This is a genomic window from Armatimonas sp. (assembly GCF_964826245.1).
The window spans coordinates 1-4,329 of sequence record NZ_CBAYMC010000303.1 but is presented as its reverse complement, the minus strand read 5'-3'; the positions used below and the strand labels follow the sequence as shown (position 1 = coordinate 4,329).

General features: G+C 56.9%; 3 protein-coding genes. All 3 read left to right on the top strand.

Annotated features, from left to right (window positions below; translation table 11 throughout):
* Positions 1–754 (top strand): heme o synthase (locus AC1XOS_RS20190; protein ID WP_481964014.1); only part of this gene is annotated, 754 nt, incomplete at its 5' end.
* A gap of 121 nt (positions 755–875) precedes the next feature.
* Complete coding sequence (locus tag AC1XOS_RS20185; protein WP_481964013.1) at positions 876–1,649, top strand: cytochrome c3 family protein; 774 nt, start codon at positions 876–878, stop codon at positions 1,647–1,649.
* A 10-nt stretch (positions 1,650–1,659) separates the two neighbouring features.
* Positions 1,660–4,329 (top strand): TAT-variant-translocated molybdopterin oxidoreductase (locus AC1XOS_RS20180; protein ID WP_481964012.1); only part of this gene is annotated, 2,670 nt, incomplete at its 3' end.

Genomic DNA, 4,329 nt, shown 5'->3' with positions numbered 1-4,329 from the left:
CTTTGTCGCACTTTTTGTGGGTGGCTACTGCTCGGCGGGAGCGGCCAATGCCTTCAATATGGTCATTGACCGTGATATTGATGCTAAGATGACCCGCACGGCCAAGCGCCCCACGGTCACGGCTACCATTCCTGCAAATCAGGCACTGGGCTTTGCCTTGGTTATGGCACTGGCCTCGTTCTTCACGCTCTGGCTGGGCGCGAACCTACTGGCTGCGATGCTGAGCCTGTGTGGATTGGTTTTCTACGTGGTGATCTACACACTGCTGCTCAAGCGCCGCACGGTGCAAAATATCGTGATTGGTGGCGCAGCGGGCTGCTTCCCGCCTCTGGTGGGCTGGGCTGCTGTGACGGGAGATCTTAAGGGTGCACTGGCCTGGTATCTCTTTGCGATTATCTTTGTCTGGACTCCGGCGCACTTCTGGGCGCTGGCGCTACTCATCAAAGACCAGTATGCAGCCGTGGGCGTGCCGATGCTCCCTGCGGTAGTGGGAGATAAGCGAACCGTGACGCAGATCATTCTCTACGCCGTGATTACGGTGGGGGTCTCGCTCTTGCCCGTGGCACAAGGGCTTGCAGGATGGCTCTATGCGATTCCTGCGGTCGCACTGGGCGCAATGCTGGTGCAGCAGAGCTGGAAGCTTCGTCGTGGGACAGATCGGCTCTCTGCACTGAAAGCTTATAAATATTCTATGTTGTACCTAGCGCTGCTGTTCTTAGCCTTGGCTGTGGACGCGCGTTTTGGCAGTGGTTAAGGAACACAAATAAATGACCGTCTTAGGTCTTGCTGAAATTCGTGAAATCGTGTACAAAGTGGCGGGCTTTTTACGCCTCGCAGTTATACCGGCGCCTCGGGTCGGTCAGGACTGATTATCCATGCCAAATATTTTCGCACCTAGTAGTAATGTGATCGGCAAGATGGCCATTATTGGCGTCGCCACTTCTCCCTTAGTGGCCATGATCACCATCTCGCAGTTTACCCGCTCTGGCTATGTCACTAAAGTAGGCACTGCCTTCGAGCAACCCGTTCCCTTCTCGCATGAGCACCATGTCACTGAGCTAGGACTGGACTGTCGCTACTGCCATACGTCGGTGGAGAAGTCCGCCAAGGCAGGCTATCCGGCGACCCACACCTGTATGTCGTGCCACTCGCAGGTCTGGTCCAATAGTCCGCTTCTGGAGCCTGTGCGGGAGAGCTACGAGAAGAATATTCCGCTCAAGTGGACAACTCTTAATAAAGTTCCTGAGTTTGTCTACTTTAACCACTCGATTCACATCAATCGAGGCGTGAACTGTAACAACTGTCATGGCCCGGTGCAGTCGATGCAGATGGCCTACAAAGGTCGTCCCTTCCAGATGGCCTGGTGTTTGGATTGCCACCTTCATCCCGAAAAGTACGTGGGGAAGCCTGGATCCGCTTTTGATCTCTATGAGAAGATCCGCAAGACCAAGACGGGCACTGTGCTGCACGATGAAAAGACGGGTAAGAAAGAGTGGGCTGGCTCTGGCTTGACGGAAGAGGAGCAGACTCTGATGTTAGGCGAGCAGTACGCTCGCAAGGGTGAGGAGCTCGAAGAAGGCAAGAAGCTCGTCAAGGAATACAACATTAAGGTGGAGCAGCTCTCAGACTGCGCCGTTTGCCATCACTAATTTGAACATTATGAAGACCAAACAGTGGAAATCCTACGCCGAGCTGGCGAAGACCGAAGAGTTTACGCAGTGGGTAGATGAAGAGTTTCCCAACCGTGCGACACTCTTAGACCTGGACCGTCGTGACTTTCTGAAGCTCACCGGTGCGGGAATGGCGCTTGCCGGGCTCTCTGGCTGCCGCATCATGCCGCAGACAAAGTCGGTGCCCTATGTCCGTGCCCCCGAGCAGCTTGTGCCCGGTCAGTCGCTCTACTACGCCACCACGCTCGAGAGCCGGGGCCTGGGAATCGGAGTGCTGGTGCGCTCTTACGAGGGCCGCCCGGTTAAGATCGAAGGCAACCCCGAGCACCCTTCGAGCCTTGGTGCCACCGATGTCTGGACACAGTCCGAGCTGCTCTCTCTCTACGATCCTGAGCGTGCTCAGTCTGTGATCGAGCGCGGGGAAGTTCGGACATGGGATCAGTTCTTCTCAACCGCTCGCCCGGTGCTTCAGAAAGAGGCTGCCAGTGGTGGTGCAGGGATTCGCCTGGTCACCCCGACTGTCGTGAGTCCAACCTATGCTGCGATGATCGGGAAGTTTATCAGTGCTTACCCGAGTGCCAAGTGGATTCAGTGGGAGCCGCTCTCGCAGGGCAATGTCCGCAAAGGCACTCAGCTTGCTTTTGGGAAGCCACTGACGCCGGTCTACCACTTAAACCAGGCAAAGACCATTCTCTCGCTGGATGCAGACTTCCTGCTAACTCTCCCTGGTTCCGTGCGCTATGCCCGCGAGTTTGCCGATGGCCGCCGTGTGCGCATTGACAAGCCGGAGATGAATCGCCTCTACACCATTGAGAGCAGCTACACCGTTACCGGGGCATCATCGGATCATCGTTTGGCCGTGAGGCCTACCGATGTGGAGCGTGTCGCTCGTGTGGTGCTTGCCAAGATCACGGGAAGCGGAGCCGGGCAGCTTCCCACCGGTGTGGACGAAGCTTTCTTGAATACGCTGGTGGAGGATCTGAAAAACGGCGGCGTGGTGATACCAGGTGATGAGCAGTCGCCCGCGCTCCATGCCATTGCCCACGCGATCAACGCTGCGATTGGGGCTAGTGGCAAGGGGGTTACCTACCATGCGCCAATTGAAGCGAAAGTAACCGATCAGGCGGCAGACATCAAGGCACTCTCCGCTGATATTGAAGCAGGAAAAGTGAGCTTCTTGCTGACTCTGGGAGGCAACCCGCTCTACGATGGCCCTGCCGATGCGAACCTCAAGAAAGCCTACCTCTCCGAGAAGTGTCCTCTCCGGGCGCATCTCTCCCACTATGAAAACGAGACTGCTGAGCTCTCTCACTGGTCGCTGCCAGAGTCACATGGCCTGGAGTCGTGGGGGGATCTGAAGGCGCACGATGGAACCGTTGGGCTGCAACAGCCCCTGGTGGAGCCGCTCTATGCAACCAAGACGGCTACTGAAGTGATCGCGCTCTTGCTAGGACAGCCCCTGACGGGAATGGAGCTGCTCCGCCAGCACCACGCCACGATTGCGGAGCCTGTCTGGCGCAAGGCCGTTCATGATGGCGTGCTTCCTGGAACCGCAAGCCCTGCTGTCGCGGTGGTGCCTGTGGCGAGCTTACTGGCGAGCCTTCCTGAGACCCCCGCGTCCCCCGATCTGGAAGTAAACTTCCGCCCCGATCCGACGATCTGGGACGGGCGGTATGCTAATAACACTTGGCTTCAGGAGCTGCCCAAGCCCCTGACCACGATTGTCTGGGACAATGCCGCACTGATCTCGCCAAAGACTGCCAAGAAGCTAGGGCTGATCGCTTCCGAAGGAAATAACGACGCGGTCAATATCGCGCAGTACTCTGGTAAGAAGCTTATCGAAGTGACTGTCGGTGGAGCGAGTGTCAAGGTGGCTGTGTGGGTTCAACCCGGTCAGCCTGATGATACGATCACGCTCTTTCTCGGTTACGGTCGGACAAAAGGCGGAGCGGTCTGTGAGAAGCAGGGCTTTGATGTCTACCCCGTCCGCACCAGTGACTCGCTAAATCATGCCGTGGGGGTGACGGTCAAGGCAACCAATGAGACCTATGAGCTTGCCTACACCCAGCCCCACCACCTGATGCGCTCGGAAACCACCGACCCGTTCGGGGTGAACGAAGCGCTTCACGTGGTCGAGCACAAAAACCGCGATATTGTCCGCTCGGGCACACTGGCCCGCTTTGTCGAGACCAAGGGGCATCTTCATGAGCCGCACCACGCCGAGCCCGAACGAGCGGGTGAGGCCAGTGGGCATGGTGATGCGCACGGGGAACATGATGGAGGCGGTGCACATGAGATCGCTGCCGACAAGCTCCCCACGGTGATTGCCGACGACGCTTTTGGGCTAGGGCGTAGGCACTGGCTCTACATTGATGCCGATCCGACGACCAAGCATGAGGCGAATAAAGAAGGCAATATCTCGCTTTATCCTGATTACTCACGTAAGGGCTTCAATGCTTGGGCAATGAGCATTGATCTGACAACTTGTATCGGCTGTAACGCCTGTACGATTGCGTGCCAGGCGGAGAACAATATCCCAACCGTCGGTAAAGAACAAGTGGCAGCGGGTCGCGAGATGCACTGGATTCGCATTGACCACTACTTTGAGTCGGCAGACATTGACAATGTCGAGAGTCACTTCATGCCGATTCCCTGTATG